Origin of the sequence: Phytoamicus setariae, assembly GCF_016722925.1 — a bacterium.
Classification (GTDB): Bacteria; Pseudomonadota; Alphaproteobacteria; order Rhizobiales; family Rhizobiaceae; genus Rhizobium_E; species Rhizobium_E setariae.
This window is the reverse complement of record NZ_JAEQNC010000002.1, coordinates 116,781-133,885: the sequence shown is the minus strand read 5'-3', so window position 1 is coordinate 133,885 and position 17,105 is coordinate 116,781. Positions and strand designations below refer to the sequence as shown.

Genomic DNA, 17,105 nt, shown 5'->3' with positions numbered 1-17,105 from the left:
AACGCCGCCTCACATCGACATCGGACCGCGCGGCCCCAGGCCGGACAGCAGGGCCGTCAGTTCCGCCTGACGGCGCGTGCCGGTCTTGGCCATGACCTGCTTGAGATAGGAACGCACGGTGTGGATCGAAAGTTTCAACGTGATGGCAGCCGTCTCCAGCGTCGCACCAGAAGCGATCTCACGCGCCAGTCGCGCTTCGCCGGGGGTCAGATCGAACAGGCCGCTAAGAACCCGCATATCGGGCGGACCGACCTCCCCGACCGTGGTGGCGATTATTACAGCCAGGCTGCGCGAAAAGACGTCACGCGCCATGCGGCGGACCGGCAGGACGTGCAGGATCGTCGCTGGTCTCCCCTCTTCGGCGGCGATTGGAATGGACTGAACCGACGGCGCGTTGCCCGATTTCAGACGAGCCAGCGCTTCCTCCATCATCGCCAATGCCGCAGGTCTCGCAATCAGCAGTTTGTCGGCGGCACCGGTGGAAATCTGCGGTGCCATTGCCTCCATTTCCGCGTTCATCGCCACAGCTTGCCCGCTGTCGCCGATCACAACCGCCGGCAGGCCGACAAGCGACAGCGCCGACGTGACCGTCTGAGCATGCTGAAACGAAAGGCGAGAAGACATCAAGGCAGCGCGCGCGAGATCAGGTTTCAGACGATTGAGACGAGCCATATCTCTGTCCGAGAACGGATCCGATGTGTCTGTCTTGGTGATATCGAATATCAGCGCATGACCGGAGGGTTCCTGGATCGCGCATCCGGCGGTCCATTTCAGCCCGTTTGGATAGATGAAGGCGCGAAATACGGGATCGTTCTCCAGTTCCTCGGCCGTCATGATATCTGTGTCGCGTGTGAATATGCCCGGCGCCATTGCCAGGGTGCGCATCGGCCGAACGTTCTGAAACCGGAGTTCGCTGGCAGAAAATTCCTCGAAAAGCGCGCGCGCGTTTGCGGTCGATATCCATCGGTAAGACTGGTCGGGCGAAACCGTGAAGATTGCGGCGGAGAATGCCTTTACCTCTCCGGCCAGCACGCCACACGTACCCTCCCATAACTCGGGAATGATAGCGGCTTCATAGATACGATCGATTACAGACGGCGAGCTGGGCATGATTCCTTATATTCGCGATTGTTAATTTAAAATTATCCCTATCGCCAACCGGCTGTGCGAAGTCAATGAGACCTTATGCTCAGTTGTCGTTTTAGCACAATCTGCGATACACTGAGATTTCATTCGCTAATTCCCGGCCAGCCGCGATAACCCTTCATTAACCATGTCCTGCAAGGATTTAGTCACCATCATCCGATGGCAAATCACTGCTCGAGGAATGTAATTCATGCCAGTTATCACCATCGCCAACACCAAGGGTGGAGCTGGCAAGACCACAGCCGCAGCACTGCTTGCAGTGGAACTCGCCCATTGCGGATACAAGGTCACTGTTTTTGACAGCGATCCGCAACACTGGTTCAGCCAATGGTATGAAACGGCGCGCCCGACAGGGGCGATAACCCTCGTCAACCATGTCACGCCTGCCTCGCTGGAATGTCACATCCGCGAGATGGACAGGGCAACGGATTTCTTCATCATCGACCTTGCCGGCGACCGCAATCAGCTCACAGCCACCGCGCTCGCCCTCTCCAATCAGGTGCTGATTCCCGTCCAGGGCTCGGGGATGGATGCCAAGGGGGCAGTGAAGATCCTCGACCTGATCGACCAGATCCGCACGGAAACCGGCTACGAGATTCCGCATTCCGTGCTGCTGTCGCGCGTCAATCCCCTGGTGACCACCCATTCGCTCCTTGCCGTCAAGGGTCTGCTCGCGAGCCGCGGCGTCAACGTGCTGGCAACGCCGGTGATCGAGCGCGCCGCCTATCGCGAAATGTTCGACAAGGGCGTGACGCTCTACGAACTCGACCCGCAGAAGATTTCAAACCTCGACAAGGCGCAGAACAATGCGCGGGAACTTGCCGCCGAAATCATGCGGATGATGCCTGTGCGGGTGATCTCCTCAGGCAGCAGTCGCCGCAGAGCGTTCGGCTGGGGCCGGGCTGCGTAAAACGCTGGCGGCAGCCAAAGGGAAGCTGTAGAGCAGAGCCTTCGTCGATAATGTGAAAGCTCTCGTCATGCTCGCCTGGACACTTCTGGATACGGCCAAAATCCCCGGTGGGGAAGAGACCTTGCGGCTGAAAAAGCGAGGCCACGAGTTCTCGATCATGCTTGGTGCCAACGAGTTGATGAACAGTCGCCTGAGCGGATCCGAGGAAGCGCTTGCCACGTTCGCCTGCGAGAAGATCGCGGCACACAAGGCGCCGCGCATGCTGATTGGCGGGCTCGGCATGGGGTTTACCCTGCGCGCGGCCCTGTCGAAGCTTCCGGAAACGGCTGGCGTCGATGTTGCCGAACTGGTGCCGTCGGTTGTGGCCTGGGCACGCGGGCCAATGGCCGAGATCCACGGGACATCGCTTACCGATCCACGCGTCTCGATCATCGAGGACGATGTCGGCGCGGTGATTGCAGCGGCGAAAGGGCGCTACCATGCCATCCTGCTCGATGTCGACAACGGCCCCGACGGATTGAGCCGCCCCTCCAATGACAGGCTCTATGACCTCAATGGGCTCGCAGTTACGCTTACGGCATTGGCGCCTGGTGGCGTCTTGTCGGTGTGGTCGTCCGGGCCGGATCCGAAATTCACCACGCGCCTCAAGCGCGCCGGCTTCAGTGTCGAGGAAAAGCCGATCCGCGCCAATGGCAAGACCGGCGCCCGCCACATGATCTGGCTGGCAACGAAACCGGCTGGCGGCTGACGACCAGGGTGTTGCCGGCCCTGTCATGTGGGACAGTCCTCGCGCTCAGATATCGAAATTGCCCTTGTGGATATCGCCGATGAACTCGGGACCATAGGGCGTATTATCGCCGAGCCGGACAACGAACCAGCTGTCGGTATCATTGGTGTAGGTCTTGATTTCCGATCCGTTCCTCATCAGGTGGATCTGGGCATCCGGCGCCATCAGGTAGAATCCACTGTCGAGGGTGACGTCCAGATCGCTGGCAACGATCTTCTTGATATTCAGCGCTGTCAGATCGATCGTGTCGGCGGCGGTAAGATCGGTAAAGTCGAAGCGTGCGGTCAGCCCTTTGTGGTCCAGCACCTGCGAAGGATCTATGCCCGGGGCGAGCCGGATCTGCACCGTGTCGGCGCCGGCGCCGGTGACGATGTCTATGGCATCCTTCTGCAGCTTGTTGATGGTCAGCGTCAGGTCGTCGGCCTTGCTGGACAATGTGATGCGCTCGAACTGGTTGAGAACCAGCGAAACCTGACCGTTGACGTTGCCTGTCAATTGCATCCGCTCGACATTGCGGATGTCGAAGGAGCCGGCCATGTCGATGATCACCCTGTCGGTGCCGGCATTGGCGGCCTCGACGATAACGTCGTCATTGTTGCCGCCAACGAGCGAGGGATTGGGTGTCGGGGCCGGCGGGATGCTCTTGGAAAGGGGCGTCAGGAAATAGGTATCGTTGCCGGTACCGCCTTCCAGCCGGTCGTTTCCGGCCCCGCCGATCAGCCGGTCGTTGCCCAATCCGCCAGCTAGCGTGTCGTTGCCGTTGCCGCCGTTGAGGATATCGTTGCCGCTGGCGCCGTTCAGCAGATCGTTGCCGTGGTCGCCATCGATCCGATCGTTGCCGTCGCCACCATTGAGCATATCATTGCCCGCCAGGCCCGATACCAGGTCGGCGCCCTGCTGGCCCCGGATCGCATTGTCCCTGTCGTCCCCGATCAGCAGGTCGTCATCGTTCCTGCTGCTGTCAAAGACGGTGCCGTCGCCGCTGATGGCGCCATCCGAACGGCGTACGAAGAGCACTTCCTCTAGGTGGGTACCAGCAAGCTTGAATTCCTTGACGATCGCCTCGATGGCCGGCTGCAGCTGATTGTAAATGTCGCCGGTCAGCTGGGCGCCGCCGAGGGCCGCCGCCTTGGCTACTGCGGCTGTCGGGTCGTATTTCTGCTCATATGCCAGAATTGCGTTGCGCTGGCTCTGGAAACCGCGCGCCACATTTTCAGCCTCGGCGTAGTCGACATTGTTCGGATCGTTGTAAAGCTCGAACGTGTCCGACTGCACATAGCGCCGCATGGCCGTCTCGCGCCGGGCCACCGCATTGAGGTCCGAAAGGTTGGGTGTGTCGTAGCGCATTTCGAACCAGGCCTGGAAGCGATCGCCGTAGACCAGCATCTGCTGGAGGATGTCCTGAACATCCGCCCCTTCGAAGGCCACCGAGAACACCGCGGCACGTTCTTCCGAAACGGGAATTCCCGTACCCATCCAGTTCAATGTGCTTTCGGGCACCACTGCGAGGGCATCGAGGACGCCGCGCATTGCCCGAACATCGAGAAACTCGAAGTTCCGGTAGATATCGTTGTCGTCCATCACATCGTTCAGGCGCTGCTGAAGCTTGGCCGTCGTATCGTTGGGATGGGCGCCATCGATGGCAACGTTCCAGAGCACCTTGACAAGATTGGTGGTGTAGTCGGCGCCCAGCACACCGCGTGCAATGATTTCGAAATCAGCAAAGGATGTCTTCATGTTGAAGCCGATGCCGATGAACGGAAGATTGTTGGCATCGACATACGGTTGCTTGCTGGTGCCCCAGACAGCCGTCATCACATCCATTCGGAAGCCATTGTAGCTGGCGGGATTGCCGCTCCAGTCGTCATACACGATAAAAGACATGTCGGGCTCCGATTGAACTGTCGCCGGCTGATCACCGGCGCACTCGATGCAATGGAAGGCGCCCCCCGCTACAGAAAAGGCCCATTATTGAAAGCGCCTTTATTTCAAACTCGTCTTTACCATAAATCCAGGCGTTACGGAACGCCGGTCGGTAGTAAGAGCGCTGTGCGGAAATCACCTCTTTCGACCCGCCGCCTGACAGAAGACCTTGTCCGGTCATATGGCAGCGGGGCATCGATGCCAGCCACTCTCTGCGGCTTTTGTTTCGCCCATATGTCTTCACTCCCGGCTTGGCACGGCACAAGCTCGCCAAAGCAGCATCCTGCGGCGTCCCACTCGGCATTTTCGCAGCGAGAAACCGCGCAAAGCGCAACCGCCAACATTCCCCCCGCCCGGAATCAATGATATCGCTGGCAGTCACGACCAGCCAGAAAGCCCGATGCGCCCCTGATGTTTCGCCTGCCCCTCCTCGTCGCACTTGCCCTGCTGACCGCCTTCGGGCTGGGCATAGGCTCGGCCGTGATGATGCTGAACGCCTCATCCGGCTTCGGCTCGATCCGTATTGGACCATGGGCAGCTTTCCCGCAGGCACAGACGGCCGCCGCCGACCCTTATGCACAATCGCACCGCGCGCGCGCCGGGCGGTTGCTGTTCGGTTCGGCGGAAGGACTGATGTTCCAGGCCGATGTCGACGACGACGGCCGCAGGCTATCGGCTTCCTGCACATACGAGATGAGCGGCCAGACGCCGCCGGCCCGCTTCTGGACGCTGTTTGCCGCCAATTCGGAAAACGAACCGCTCGATCCGGGCGATGATCTGCCTTCGGCTTTCAATGCCTGGAACGTGTTGCGACAGGCCGATGGCAGTTTCCGCATCCAAATCTCGGCAAACGCCCAGCCCGGCAACTGGCTTGCGGTCCGCCGCGGCCGGCCATTCCGCCTGGTCCTGGCGCTGCTGGACACGCCGACGGCCGGCTCCTCCGGCGTGCTCGACATTGCCATGCCGTCGATCAGAAAGGTAGGCTGCCCATGATGATGCGGCCGGCGCTTTTTGCCATCGCCACGGGTCTGTTGGGTGCCGCCGTGCTGCACCTGATCATCATCCTCGCCCTGCCCGCCTTTACCGGACTGGACGCCTATACCCGGCTGAGCTCCTATGAAAACGAAGACCAGTTCCTGATATTCAGCGACAAGCGCGACGAAATGGGCTTTTCCAATGGCGATCCCTACCTGCGGACCGCCGCCTGCCTGATCTCCGTCGAGCAGCAGCCGGTGCACCTGCTTGCCGAAGGCAACGTGCCCTTCTGGTCGTTCTCGGTCTACGATTCCTCCTCCAACGAAGTGTTCTCGATGAACGACCGCTCAGCGACGGGCGGCGAACTCGACGCCATCATCGCCTCGCCGGCCCAGCTTGCCGCGATCCGCAAGTCCAACCCGGACGTGATTTCGCAGAGCGTGCTGATCGAGATGCCCCGCCCCGAAGGCTATGTCGTGCTCAGAACGCTCGCCCCGTCCCAAAGTTACGACAAGGCCGCCCAGGATTTCCTCGCCGACGCAAGCTGCGAAAGCTTCGAGCAGGAGTAAGGGCTGGGCAAATCTCGGGAAAATCCGGGCATTTGCACGGATGAGATAGGGATAGGCACGTGGCGGACTGGAAAGGCGTCATTGCGACAGCCCGGGTAGAGAGAATCGACCGCTGAGAAAATCGGCCAGTGCCCGGATTTTCGTCTTTGACGCGGCCTCCTCAATACTGAACCAGCGCCGCCGCCATTTCTTGTGCTCCGGCCATGGCGCGAGCGTTCCCCGCACGTGCAGACCGAACAGGCTGATGACGCAGAGCCGGTTTACGGCATTGTCGGCCGGCTCCCAATATTCATAGTCTCCAATGGCATCACGACCGACATCGCCGGTCACGCCGGCTGCCCGGTAGGCCATTCGAGATGCAGTTTGCTGGCTCGTCGTCCCTTCGATTTGATCTCCAACGGGGATTGTCCAGCCCTCGTCGGCAGGACGTGTCACAAGCATCACCCTGACTTCCTTTGTCTTCGACAGTCTCCATGGGAGAACGCCGACGCGAGAGGCGGTTTCGTTCGAAACCATGAAACCCACATCGACTGAGTTGAGTATATTCACGGCAATCTCCATGCAGCGGCCGAGCGCGACCGACGTGTCGCCTCGGAACAGACGGTTTGACCCCCCATTTAATCGTTCAAGCAGCGGTCGGTCCCGGATCGTTGTCAGGGTCGACGTGAAACACCAGGGGCCGCTGTCGACGGAAACTCACGACATTCGGAGCATCATCCGGCATGTCGGCTTCTGATTTCGCGCCTGCGGTTCGTTCGGCTGCCTCGGGCTGGAACAGCACCTTTTCGACCGTCAGAACCTGCACGGCGCCATCACCCGGATCGACCTCGATCGCCTCACCCTCGGCCAGCCCGAGCAGGGCGAGGCCTTCGATGGAATGCACCGAGAGCGCGAATGGCGGCAGGTCCATTGGTGCGCTCCGGACCAGAAGCCGCGGCCCGCGGGACTGACCGTCGAGGCTGTAAAGCACACGGCTATCCAGGGTCACGACATCGGCTTGTATGTCTTCACGAAAGAAGATGCCGGCTTGGGCGAGTTTTCGCCGCAGGAGTACCGTAAGCGCACTTGGCTCTTCGCTGTAATGCTCCAGCATGCTCAACAGCACGCTGACATCCCCTGCTGTCAGTCGACAGAAGGCTTCTCTGGACATGGGTTGTCCTCCAGACCAATTGTTATCGGAATGTTTTTCGGGGAGGTTCCCCTGGTCGGGACTAGGCCTCGACCAGGGGCAGCAATCCTGCGACCAGGCGTCCCGAGCGAAGATAACGCAGCAATGGCCTGAGCCCCTTCACCATTGGTGGGCGACGAGCCATATCTCTCCCGAAGCAAGGTCCCATCACGAGAGCACCTGCAATCCCAGGGCGCGGCGCTTCATCTCACGCGCCACCAGCGAAACGTTCACAGACACCTTGAAGGAATAGGTATCCTCCAGCGACGTCGCTGATCTGGCGAGGCAGTGGATCGAACTGGGAAGAACGTCCCGCTTGTCCGGCAGGTGCGCGTGGATGTTCGGGCGGAAATCTCCTGCATCCAGATATCCGAGGGAGATGGAATCATAGACCGGCGCTGCCTTCAGTTTCTGCAGCGCATCGAGATAGTTCGGTTCTGCGCCATCATGGCAAGGCTCTGGAGCACCACCACCCAGCGCACGCGCCAGGTACGTCGGATCGGAACTCGGTCTCCTCCAGATGACAAACCGGTTCTGGACGATGTCGATATATTCATCGACGACGGGCACCGGGATCGACTCGATGGCAATCGGACTGAAAAACAGGAACGGATCCACCTCATCGGCATCCGGCGTCGGGCGGAACTCCACGAACCTCGAGATCGACGCGCAAACATGCGGCCAAAATCCCAAGGCTGCCGCCATTGTCGAGGGATCGATATTTGCCCGGCTGGAGAAGGTATGGAGGATCGCCAAGGCAATCCTTTCCTCCAGCCGAAGCATCACCTTGCCGCAGTCAACAGACCCGACCGGGAGATTGGCAGAGCGCAGCGCATCGATGAAATGCGGCATCTTGCTTTCGTCGCCGTCCAGCGCCAGCGCGAGGCTCTCCAGGCAAAATTGACCGGAATTCCAATTATTTACAGCAAAAACTTCATGCATATCGATGACCTGACCAATGCTCCCAGCGAACCGCTGCCGAGAGAGCCCTGACTCATGGGAAAGATGGATCACCCCGGTCGCGCCAACGCGCGGCCGGGTCAGGTTCCTGCTTTGAGACGCAGAGGCTCCCTGAGCGAATATGATCCTGTCATCAACATGGTTCTAAAGTAGACAGCGCACCACACGAAGTCAATCTGTCCGGCATGGAAGGGTGGCATCGCGTTGGAGAACGCGCGTACCGCCGCGAGGTTCAGAGTGGCGGGCGTTCAAGATGTTCTGCCGAAACCAGACAGCCAAGAGTAGAGACATGCCATCCGGCAGCATGTGAAAGCATACGTGGTCAGGCCGTCCGCAAGTCCACCGCATTTACCCTATGTTACCGTTACAAAGTTGACTCCGCCCGGCCATGCGCTCACCATCGCCGTCTGGAAACACTCCAGAATGGTTTTTCTTGCTGTAGCGCCCAGGACATGCCGGGTTTGTTCGCACATTTCTCTTGAACTCGGCGCGATACCTTATTCTTCGCACGCCATCTCTTCTCATTGAACTGAAGCAGAAAATCCGCAGTGCAGGCATTCGCATAACCGCACGCCCATCATCGAAGTTCAAGAATGCAACACGATTTCGCGTTTCGATGGCTCGCGCGGGTATCGCATCCACCTCAATGCTCACAACCTTAGGGAGAATTCTAGCCATGAATTCCATAGGTAAATTATGTTTCGGTTTGTTGGCATCCGCCTTCGCATCGGTGACGTTGCCCGATGCAGTGAGTGCCCAATCCCCGGAAAAACCCAACATCGTCGTCATCATGGGCGATGACATCGGCATATGGAACATCGGGGCCTATAACCGGGGGATGATGGCTGGCCGCACGCCAAATCTCGACAAGATGGCGGCGGAAGGTATGATTTTCACCGACTACTACGCGGAAGCAAGTTGCACCGCAGGCAGGGCGAATTTCATCACGGGGGAATTGCCGGTACGAACCGGCATGACCACGGTTGGTCAGGCGGGCTCGCCGATCGGGATACCCGCCGAGGCCCCGACGATAGCCACAGTGCTCAAGGACATGGGCTACGCCACGGGCCAGTTCGGCAAGAACCATCTCGGGGACCTCAATCAATTCCTGCCGACCAACCATGGTTTCGATGAATTCTTCGGCTACCTCTACCACCTGGACGCGATGGAAGACCCGGCGCATCCCGGCTATCCGCAAGAATTGCTCAACGTGGTCGGTCCGCGCAACATGGTCCATTCATGGGCAACCGAAGTCGACGATCCGACCGTCATGCCACGCTGGGGCAAGGTTGGCAAACAGCGGATCGAAGATGCAGGCACGCTGTATCCGAAGCGCATGGAGACGGTCGACGACGAAATCCAGGCTGCGTCGTTCAAGTTTATCGACAAGGCAAAGGCCGAGGGCAAGCCATTCTTCATGTGGCTCAATCCCACCCGAATGCACATCGTTACGCATCTGTCGGAAAAATACGAAAAGATGCGCAACTCCGAAAACGGCTGGACCATCCATGAGGCCGGCATGGCGCAACTCGACGACATCGTCGGGGCCACCATGCAGAAGCTCAAGGATATGGGCGTAGCCGACAACACCATCGTCATGTTCACCACCGACAATGGCACCGAGAACTTCACCTGGCCGGATGGCGGGCAAACTCCGTTCTACGGAGGCAAGGGCACGACCTACGAAGGTGGGTTCAGGGCTCCGGCAATCGTCTGGTGGCCCGGGCACGTACCGGCGGGAGCAGTCTCCAATGGCCTTATCTCTGGCATGGACTGGTTCCCGACCCTCGTTGCTGCGGCCGGAAATCCGAACATTGCGGTTGAACTCAGAGCCGGCAAGGAACTGAACGGCACGCATTACAAAGTCCACCTGGATGGCTACGACCAGACCAGCCTGATCTCCGGCAGTGGACCGTCCAACCGGCACGAACTCTGGTATTTCGCCGAAAGTACACTCGGAGCGGCGCGTATCGACGACTACAAATATACCTTCAAGGAACAGCCGGACGGCTGGCTGGGTGACACCATCACCCTGGGTGCTCCGACAGTTGTCAATCTCCGTCTCGACCCGTTTGAACGCACCGCCTTTATGAAGGGTAATACAGGCTCGCTCGAATACTTCGAATGGTACAAGTTCGAGTTCTGGCGCTTCGTGCTGGTCCAGCAGAAAGTCGAAGTGCTGGCAAAGACCGCCATCGAGTATCCTCCGATGCAGGCGGGTGCAAGTTTTGGCCTGAGTGCCGTAAAGGCGCAGATCGCCGAGGCGATGCGGAAGCGCGGCGGGCAGTAAGGCTCTGCCAGCCGGTTGCGGTGGGCGGTCCTTTCGGACCGCCCACGATTATCGTGGCGTGACGTCATTCCGGGCGCCGGCCACGGGCATGGTCATCCCTGGGGCTTTGCAACCGGAAACGACCACTTGCCGTTCAGGATTTCCTTCCCTGGCTTGTAAAGCCGCACCATGTAGTTCCAGCCTTTGGTGATCGGCAGGCAATTGGCGATCTTGCCATCGCATCCGCCGAACTGAATGTTCACCGAACCGTCGCCCTCTTTCTGCGCCGTAGTGTTGTTGAGCGTGTAGGCGTTCAGCGGGTTGGGTTGATAGTAGCCATTCGCGTCGTAGACGCTGACCGACCAGAAGCCGTCGACGGGAACATCCCCGACCTTGAGTTTGTATATGGTCGTACCGTCGTTCTTTTCAGGGGTGACGTTCAGATAGGTCGCGTCCTTCTGCGGGTTTCCGCCCCATGCAGATGCCGAGCCGATCAGTCGCCGAACCGGATCCACCTCCCCCTTCCTGCCGAACATGCGGTTGGTGTCGGGAAGCGTCGCGGCAAGCTCCAGCAGCGCCTTCCTGACTTTGGCCTGGCTTGCCTGATCCCATTTTGGAACTTCGAAACTGCCCGACGCCTTCTGTTGCACCTTGATCGCATCCTGCAAATCATGCACCTTCTTGACATCTTCGGAGTCCTGCGGATTGACGAGCGTCCGGATCCCGATGAGTACATAGCGGGTGCCGATCTTCTTCTTCGTGAAGATGTACTTCCCCGGCCTATAGGCCACCAATTGCGTGTACTGGTCTTCATCGATCACCTGCATCGACATGAAGCGTTTGCCCGCCTTCGGCAGCGTGATAGTCACGGGACCCGCATCGAGATCGAAGACGGCAGCCGAATACAGCGTGTCCCGGTTCGTCCGGATCACCTGTTGCTTGTCAATCGGGCTGAGTTCGCGATGGTGCTTGAATTTCCCGAAGCCATTGTCCTTACCGACGTTTCCAAAATAGAGGTCGCTTTCGGCACGGGTAAAATTGTCCGGCGTGACCGGGATGACATCGCCATCGGGGCTTTGGGCACGTGCGATACCACCGGATAGCAGCACAATCATTGCAGTTGCTGTGATGAATTTGGTCAACATATGATCATCCCTTCCAAATCAATTCGTGCGTTCCAGAGCCGGGGCTTTCCATTGGCCATCCAGCGCTTCGGGTTTGGGCCAATACAGACGCATGACCATGAAGAACGGTCCGGCAGGTGCCGGCAGCCAGTTCGCTTCCATTTCCTTTCCAGGCGTCTCGTGCTGGATATGCAGCGTGATGCCACCATCGGCATCCCGCTTGAGGTTGGGCAGCATCGGCGAGTTGATCAGATAGCGGTGGAGCGGATTGGCGCTCAGCAGGCTGGAGGGCAACTCATAGAGCGTGAGCGACCAGAACGCATGGACGGGGGGAAGCCCGTCGGGTCCGAAGCGCACTGCGTAGCGATTGCCGGCGCCATCGATCTTGCCACCCTTGGCATCGACGAAATAGACAGGATAGATCGCCTCCTCCTTCGAATTTCCGTAGATCCCGAGGACGGCGGACGCCATCCGGTCCATATATCTGCCATTCAGAAAAGCCCGTGTACCGAATCCGTCGGCGCTGGAGCGCTTGCCCGTGTCGAGTTCGGTTTTCTTGTACTCATTGAACGACGTCCAGGCATCGGCCATCCCCGCCTCGACCGCCTTTTGCAGCTCCGGAGAAAGCGCCTTCGGATCGAAGGTCTTGCCCGCACGGATGTTCAACCGTGCAAAGCGCTCCATCATCTCCTTTTCCGACGGATTGGTGGGGCAGAACTGCAGGATGTAGTTGAGAAGGCTGAAGAATTGCGGCGACGTCCGTTCATCGCCTGGGCTCAGCGGCTTCATGAAGTCAATCTTCGCCGCGGCAGCGGGTGCCGGCTTGCCCAGAAAAGCGGAAAGCGGCTGGACGCTGTAGCCGGCCTGTATCTTCTTGACGTTTTCAATGTCCGCCGGATCGAACAATTGCGTGCGGTACAAGAGGAAAGCGAACTCCGTTTCGCATCGGATCACGTCCTTGACGCCGGGGGGTGTTTCGCCACTCCAGTTCGGTCCGGCCAGCATGTAAGTCCCGGCGCCGTCGCCGGTGGCCCGGCTTCCCAGATAGGCAAAGTTGAACGTGTACATGTCGATGAACTGGACCGAGTAGTACCTGCCCTTGTCGACTTCAGGCACTGTGAGCACCAGGGGCTCGGCGCGCAGGTCGGCGCCGATGAAAGAATACGGCGTGTCCGAGTTGGGCGTCTGGATGGCCTTGTCGTCGGGCGTGTAGACACGCGCCGTGTTGTGAAGCGCATTCCAGGCACCCTTGTATTCGGGATCGCCGGTATCGGCGAAATAGGAGTATTGAATGCGATAGCTATCGATCAGCGGAAAGCCATAAATATAGGCTTCCTTGGCGATGGCGCGGGCTTGTTCTGGCGACAGCTCAGTGTTCGCCTGCAGCATTCCGGGCAGCAAGGGGGACAGTGCTACGCCTGCTAGAAGGGTCCGTCTCGTCAGCATTGGCAATTCTCCAGCTATGCTGGAACAGTGAACCGATGCCTAAAGGCGATTCCAAGTAACGTTACGGTAACATGGGTGTAAATTCATCGGGCGCGGCCGCTGGCCGGAAACGTCAGGGGCCGCCATTTGAACGACAAAACCGCGCCGGCTGAAATCTCATTCATCGAATTCTATGGCCACGGTCCAGCGGAGGTTTGGATTGAGGCGCGTGCGAGAAATGGTGTACATGGCCGAGGTGCGTACCAGCAGCAAATTGCCAGCAAGCCTGCGAGGAAAAAAGAATGACTGACTGCCCTTGCGGCTCAAGACGAGAATACAGCGCTTGCTGCGCGCCCTACATCGCCGGAAAGCCCGCCCCGACCGCCGAAGCGCTGATGCGGTCGCGCTATAGCGCCTACACGATCGGGAACTTCGACTACATCGAGAAGACATGTACCGGGCCTGCGGCCCTATCCTTCAACCGCGCTGAAGCGGAGCGCGCGCAACTGGGCACCGAGTGGCTCGGTCTCGAAATCAAGAAGACGCAACAGGGTCGGGAAAGCGACACCGCCGGCACGGTCAAGTTCCTCTTCCGCTATCGCCATCATGGCCAGGAATTCTCGCATCTGGAGACGTCAAACTTCAGGCGCATTGACGGTTTCTGGCTCTATCATGACGGTGAATTCAAAGCCGCGCCAGCGCGCCCGGATCGCGCCGGCAGGAACGACCCCTGCCCTTGCGGATCAGGAAAGAAATACAAGAAATGTTGCGGCGCGGATCTTTGAACGGGTAGAGCTTACTCCTCGGATTCACATTGCCAGGCATCGCTCAGAGACTGGGCGATCAGCTCGGTCGAACCGGTGGAAAGCTTGTCCGGATGGGCATCGATGTACTTGCAGAGGATCTCCTGCATCTGGCCGAGATTGGCGCCGTAAGGAATGCAGATGCCTTCCGTGGTCTGCTGCAACTGGGCAAGGATGGCGCGCTTGCCTTGCGGCGTCTTTTCCTGTTCGTAGCCGCGCGCCTGCGCGTTGGTGTCGCGTTCCCACTTGTCGGTCCAGCCGGCAAGGTAGCCCAGGAAGATCGGGCTCTTGGTTTCGCAGAACTTCTTGATGTCCTTGCCTGTATAGAAATCCGCCACAGCGGGCTGCCAAAACGACAGAGCCAGAACCACCGCCGCCAATCCACGTCTCAGCATCCGTCCACCCCGTGCTTCGCCGGGTCCCCTGCCCGGCGGCTCACAATAGTTTCAAAATACCTGCGATTGCAATGGCAGGTTCACCCATCCGGAAAGCTGGCGAGGAATCGGCACGAAGGCGCGTGCGCTTCAGATTTCGTAATCGGGCGCGACGGTCAGCGAGGCGATGAACTTCTTGGTCCGCTCGCGCTCCGGCGCGGAAAATATCCGCTTCGGCGGGCCACTTTCGACCACCACGCCACCATCGAGAAAGATCACCTTGTCGGCCACGCGCGATGCAAGCCGGAGGTCGTGGGTGGCCATGATCATCGTGGTGCCTTCGCGGGCCAGCCTCGACAGCACCTCCACCACCTCCTCGGCCAGTTCCGGGTCGAGCGCCGAGGTCGGTTCGTCGCAGAGCAGCACGCGTGGTGACGGCGCCAGAGCACGGGCAATGGCGACACGCTGCTGCTGGCCACCCGACAGCGTCGAGGGCCAGGCATCGGCCTTGTGAGCCATGCCGACCTTGTCGAGCAATTCCATGGCGCGAGCGCGCGCGACTTTCTCCGGTTGCTTCAGCACCGTCAGCAAGCCTTCCATGACATTGCCGAGCGCGGTCTGGTGGGGAAAAAGCTGGAAATTCTGGAACACCATGCCTGTCTGGCGGCGCAGGCGCTGGATCTCGTTCCAGCCGACCTTGCGGCCGGGGGCGAATTCGAGCCTGATGTCGCCGATGCGGATGGCGCCCGATGTCGGGATTTCCAACAGGTTGACCGAGCGTAGCAGCGTGCTCTTGCCGCCGCCGGAAGGGCCGACGAGCCCGGTCACCGTGCCTTCGGCCAGCGTCAGGCTGATATCCTTCAGCACATGATTTTCGCCAAACCGCTTGTCGATATGGGAAAGCTCGATCATGTCCGCGCCTCCAGAAAGCCGCCATAGCGGGCAAAGCGCGCCTCGAGCCTGACCTGCAGCGCCGACAGAACCGAACTCATGGCAAGATAGAGGATCGCCGCTTCGATATAGAGGATCAGCGGCTCGTAACTGGTGGCGACGATGCGCTGGGCGGTCTGGAACAGCTCCGGCACGGTAATGGCGGCGGCGAGCGAAGTATCCTTGACCAGCGAAATGAACGTATTGGACAGCGGCGGCACGGAGACGCGCGTCGCCTGCGGCAGGATCGTCCTCCGCATCGCCTGGCTCCAGCTCATGCCGATAGAATAGGCCGCTTCCCACTGACCGCGCGGCACGGACTGGATGGCGGCGCGGACGATTTCCGAGGAATAGGCGCCGACATTGAGCGTGAAGCCGATCAGCGCGGCCGGAAACGCATCGAGCAGGATGCCCATGCTTGGCAGGCCGTAGAAAATCACGAACAATTGTACCAGCAGCGGCGTGCCGCGGATGATCCAGACATAGAAGCGGGCGATCATCACAAGCGGCTTCGGCGCAAAAAGCCGTGTGATCGCTGTGAGCAGCCCGAGCGACAGACCGAGCACGAAAGACATCAGCGTAAGCGGAATGGTGAAGATCAGGCCGGCCCACAACAAGGGCACAAGCGAATCCAGCATCAGTTGAAGCCAAGGCGGCACGGCGGGTTCTCTCGACGAAAAATGCGTTCCGGAGGATCCGGAACGCTTGATGGTTGGAACTTACCCCTCCCCAACCCCTCCCCACAAGGGGGAGAGGCTCCCTTGTTGCATCTGGCACGCCAAACACTCAGCATCTGGCTCGGAGAGGTTCAGTTGAGGCAAACGAGCCCGGCAGCTTAAGCCCCTCTCCCTTGTGGGGAGGGGTTTGGGGCGGGGGCTTGAATTACTTCGACACGTCCTGGCCGAAATACTTGTCCGAAATCTTCTGATAGGTGCCGTCGGCCTTGATGGCTTCCAGCGCCTTGTTGATCTCGGCGACCAGGTCGGCATCGCCCTTGCGGACGATGATCCCGGAATAGTCGGCATTGGCCTGCTCTGCAGCGATCTTCACCGGTGCATCGGGCTTGTGCTTCTTGAAATCGAAGAAGGACAGGCTGTCGTTGATGGTGGCATCGGCGCGGCCGGTCAGCACCAGTTGGATCGACTGGTCGAAGCCATCGGTGCCGACGAGTTCGGCACCCGAGGCTTCCGCCAGCTTACCGAAATTCGAGGTCAGCGACTGTGCCGACTTCTTGCCCTTCAAATCGGCAAACGTCTTGATGCTTTCGTCGTCGGCGCGCACCACCAGCACTGCCTTGGAGGCAATGTAAGGTTCGGAGAAATCATATTTCTGCTTGCGGGCCTCGGTGATGCCAACCTGGTTGATGACGGCGTCGTAACGGTTGGCGTCGAGACCGGCGATCAGGCCATCCCACTTGCCTTCGAGGAATTCCGGTTTGACGCCGAGCTTTGCCGCGACCGCTTCGCCGATCTCGACGTCGAAGCCGACGAGCTTGCCGCTCTGGTCATGATAGGTGAAGGGCGCGTAGGTGCCCTCGGTGCCGATCTTCAGCACACCGGCCGCCTTGATCGCATTGAGGTTTTCGCCCGCCTGGACGGGAAGAACCACGGCTGCCTGCAGGAGTGCCGCGCCGATGATGACCTTGACCCAGTTCATGTTCATTCTCCATTTCACATGTTGTCGTGGAGTGATGAATAGCAAATGCAACAGCAAAAGGTTGCGTAGGAAACTGCGCGAATATT

The 17,105-nt window shown here is 59.5% G+C and carries 17 protein-coding genes; 6 read left to right on the top strand and 11 right to left on the bottom strand.

Features of this window, described 5'->3' with window-relative positions; translation table 11 throughout:
- Positions 1–9 precede the first annotated feature (9 nt).
- On the bottom strand, positions 10–1,110 hold the full coding sequence (locus JJB09_RS03340; RefSeq protein ID WP_201653089.1) for a helix-turn-helix transcriptional regulator: 1,101 nt from the start codon (positions 1,108–1,110) through the stop codon (positions 10–12).
- 226 nt (positions 1,111–1,336) lie between these two features.
- Between JJB09_RS03340 and JJB09_RS03335 the strand changes: the two genes are divergently transcribed.
- Together JJB09_RS03335 and JJB09_RS03330 are read left to right on the top strand one after the other, a co-directional pair.
- Positions 1,337–2,056 carry an AAA family ATPase gene (locus tag JJB09_RS03335; RefSeq protein WP_201653086.1) on the top strand — a complete coding sequence of 240 codons (720 nt, stop codon included), beginning with the start codon at positions 1,337–1,339 and terminating at the stop codon, positions 2,054–2,056.
- Between the two features lie 67 nt (positions 2,057–2,123).
- On the top strand, positions 2,124–2,804 hold the full coding sequence (locus JJB09_RS03330) for a spermidine synthase family protein (protein WP_201653083.1): 681 nt from the start codon (positions 2,124–2,126) through the stop codon (positions 2,802–2,804).
- Between the two features lie 45 nt (positions 2,805–2,849).
- Here the strand turns inward: JJB09_RS03330 and JJB09_RS03325 are convergent, their stop codons facing one another.
- A complete protein-coding gene (locus JJB09_RS03325; protein ID WP_201653081.1) occupies positions 2,850–4,727 on the bottom strand; it encodes a calcium-binding protein in 1,878 nt (625 codons plus the stop codon).
- 450 nt (positions 4,728–5,177) lie between these two features.
- Between JJB09_RS03325 and JJB09_RS03320 the strand changes: the two genes are divergently transcribed.
- Positions 5,178–5,759: a DUF1214 domain-containing protein gene (locus JJB09_RS03320; protein WP_201653078.1), complete on the top strand. Its 582-nt coding sequence runs from the start codon at positions 5,178–5,180 to the stop codon at positions 5,757–5,759.
- Between the two features lie 2 nt (positions 5,760–5,761).
- The gene (locus tag JJB09_RS03315; protein ID WP_201654141.1) at positions 5,762–6,310 is read left to right on the top strand and encodes a DUF1254 domain-containing protein; all 549 of its coding nucleotides are present in this window, start codon (positions 5,762–5,764) and stop codon (positions 6,308–6,310) included.
- A 78-nt stretch (positions 6,311–6,388) separates the two neighbouring features.
- Here the strand turns inward: JJB09_RS03315 and JJB09_RS03310 are convergent, their stop codons facing one another.
- The 3 genes from JJB09_RS03310 to JJB09_RS03300 form a co-directional block, all read right to left on the bottom strand.
- On the bottom strand, positions 6,389–6,859 hold the full coding sequence (locus tag JJB09_RS03310; RefSeq protein ID WP_201653075.1) for an NUDIX hydrolase: 471 nt from the start codon (positions 6,857–6,859) through the stop codon (positions 6,389–6,391).
- Between the two features lie 76 nt (positions 6,860–6,935).
- Entirely contained in the window at positions 6,936–7,460 is a 525-nt protein-coding gene (locus tag JJB09_RS03305; protein ID WP_201653072.1) for a GreA/GreB family elongation factor, read from the bottom strand.
- A 186-nt stretch (positions 7,461–7,646) separates the two neighbouring features.
- Positions 7,647–8,420 carry a hypothetical protein gene (locus JJB09_RS03300; protein WP_201653069.1) on the bottom strand — a complete coding sequence of 258 codons (774 nt, stop codon included), beginning with the start codon at positions 8,418–8,420 and terminating at the stop codon, positions 7,647–7,649.
- Positions 8,421–9,114: 694 nt separating this feature from the next.
- Between JJB09_RS03300 and JJB09_RS03295 the strand changes: the two genes are divergently transcribed.
- On the top strand, positions 9,115–10,728 hold the full coding sequence (locus JJB09_RS03295) for an arylsulfatase (RefSeq protein ID WP_246748562.1): 1,614 nt from the start codon (positions 9,115–9,117) through the stop codon (positions 10,726–10,728).
- 92 nt (positions 10,729–10,820) lie between these two features.
- Here JJB09_RS03295 and JJB09_RS03290 read toward each other — a convergent pair whose 3' ends face one another.
- Both JJB09_RS03290 and JJB09_RS03285 read right to left on the bottom strand, forming a co-directional pair.
- Positions 10,821–11,852: a DUF1254 domain-containing protein gene (locus JJB09_RS03290; RefSeq protein WP_201653064.1), complete on the bottom strand. Its 1,032-nt coding sequence runs from the start codon at positions 11,850–11,852 to the stop codon at positions 10,821–10,823.
- Between the two features lie 18 nt (positions 11,853–11,870).
- Positions 11,871–13,277, bottom strand: coding sequence for a DUF1254 domain-containing protein (locus JJB09_RS03285; RefSeq protein WP_201653061.1), 1,407 nt, complete (start codon positions 13,275–13,277; stop codon positions 11,871–11,873).
- Positions 13,278–13,558: 281 nt separating this feature from the next.
- On the opposite strand from JJB09_RS03285, the gene JJB09_RS03280 reads away from it, so the two are divergent.
- Entirely contained in the window at positions 13,559–14,041 is a 483-nt protein-coding gene (locus tag JJB09_RS03280) for a YchJ family protein (protein ID WP_201653058.1), read from the top strand.
- A gap of 11 nt (positions 14,042–14,052) precedes the next feature.
- Here the strand turns inward: JJB09_RS03280 and JJB09_RS03275 are convergent, their stop codons facing one another.
- The 4 genes from JJB09_RS03275 to JJB09_RS03260 form a co-directional block, all read right to left on the bottom strand.
- The gene (locus JJB09_RS03275) at positions 14,053–14,454 is read right to left on the bottom strand and encodes a Rap1a/Tai family immunity protein (protein ID WP_201653055.1); all 402 of its coding nucleotides are present in this window, start codon (positions 14,452–14,454) and stop codon (positions 14,053–14,055) included.
- A 129-nt stretch (positions 14,455–14,583) separates the two neighbouring features.
- Entirely contained in the window at positions 14,584–15,345 is a 762-nt protein-coding gene (locus tag JJB09_RS03270; RefSeq protein ID WP_201653052.1) for an amino acid ABC transporter ATP-binding protein, read from the bottom strand.
- A complete protein-coding gene (locus tag JJB09_RS03265) occupies positions 15,342–16,022 on the bottom strand; it encodes an ABC transporter permease subunit (protein ID WP_201653049.1) in 681 nt (226 codons plus the stop codon). Before JJB09_RS03265 ends, JJB09_RS03270 begins: the two co-directional genes overlap by 4 nt.
- Before the next feature lie 223 nt (positions 16,023–16,245).
- A complete protein-coding gene (locus JJB09_RS03260) occupies positions 16,246–17,019 on the bottom strand; it encodes an amino acid ABC transporter substrate-binding protein (protein ID WP_201653046.1) in 774 nt (257 codons plus the stop codon).
- Between the last annotated feature and the right edge of the window lie 86 nt (positions 17,020–17,105).